The sequence below is a fragment of the Winogradskyella epiphytica genome (assembly GCF_003217215.1).
In the GTDB taxonomy this organism is placed as follows: domain Bacteria; phylum Bacteroidota; class Bacteroidia; order Flavobacteriales; family Flavobacteriaceae; genus Winogradskyella; species Winogradskyella epiphytica.
Window position 1 is genome coordinate 1 of sequence record NZ_QJTD01000045.1, and the last position, 1355, is coordinate 1355.

Below are 1355 nucleotides of genomic sequence, written 5' to 3' on the forward strand. Positions count from 1 at the left end.
GGGACTGTAAATTATTTTGTGTTTTCAACTTTTAGATAGCCGAAAAATGATTTTGAAATTCATAGGCAAAAAATTTACTTTTAAAATTTTATCTTATGAATCCAGAATTAGAAAAACAACTAGAAGCCTTAATTGGTCAAATCAATAACAAAGAAGATTTCGACGCTGTGAGAGACCAGCTTCTTAAGAGAGGTATAGAATCCTTGCTTAAAGCTGAAATGACTGCTCATTTGGGCTATGAAAAAGGAAATCCTGCAACAGAAGGAAATCAGAGAAATGGCTTTTCTGAAAAGACCATTAAAACACAACAAGGAGGGCAGCGTATCAAAATACCCCGTGACCGGAAAGCTACGTTTGATCCTGTGATTGTTCCTAAACATCAGTCTATTAGCAAAGAGCTTGAAGATTGTATTCAGCTATTATATGCCAAAGGAATGAGCAATAGTGACATCATTGATTTTATTGAAAATACCTATGGAGTAGAATATTCTACCTCACAAGTTTCCGTAATAACCAATCAATTACTGGAAGATATTCAGGAATGGCAGAACAGACCATTAGAAGACATATATCCTATCATTTGGATAGATGCCATTCATTACAAAATCAGGCAAGAAGGCAGAGTAATTTCCAAGGCCTGTATGATTGTTTTGGGAGTAAATGTTGATGGGCAGCAGGATATCTTGAGTATGACTATTGTAGAATCAGAAACAGCATCTTCCTGGATGGCTATTTTAGACGATTTAAGAAGTCGTGGTGTAAGAGACATATTCTTTCTTTGTTCCGACAATCTACCCGGGTTAGATAAGGCCATAGAGGCGATTTATCCCAATAGTATACGACAAGTCTGCATTGTTCATCAGATTAGAAATTCAATGAAATACGTCAGTTATAAAGACCGTAAAAAAGTAATGTCTGATATTAAAGGGATCTACAAAGCAGATAATGAACAGCTTGCTTTAGAAGCATTAGATTCCTTTAAAGAAAAATGGGATTCTAAATATCATGCTGCCGTTCAGTCATGGGAGCGGAATTGGGATAATCTAGCTGCCTTTCTAAACTATCCAAAAGAGATCCGCCGACTCATTTATACCACCAACATCATCGAAAGTTTCAACGCCAGCCTACGTAAGTACACCAAGAATAAAAAAGTTTTTCCTAATGATAACGCGGCTTTAAAATCAATATATCTTGCAGCTCAAAGCATTAGCAAGAAATGGAAGAAAACACGCTTTAACTGGTCTCAGATATACAATCAGTTGTACATTTGTTTCCCAGGTAGGTTATAATCATTACATTTAAAACCTATGAATTTTGAAATTATTTTTCAAAAACACAAAATTCTGGATAAACTC

General features: G+C 35.4%; 1 protein-coding gene. It reads left to right on the top strand.

From position 1 onward, the window contains the following. Positions 1 to 95: 95 nt before the first annotated feature. A complete protein-coding gene (locus tag DFQ11_RS15070) occupies positions 96 to 1289 on the top strand; it encodes an IS256 family transposase (RefSeq protein WP_110476722.1) in 1194 nt (397 codons plus the stop codon). The last annotated feature ends 66 nt before the right edge of the window (positions 1290 to 1355 follow it).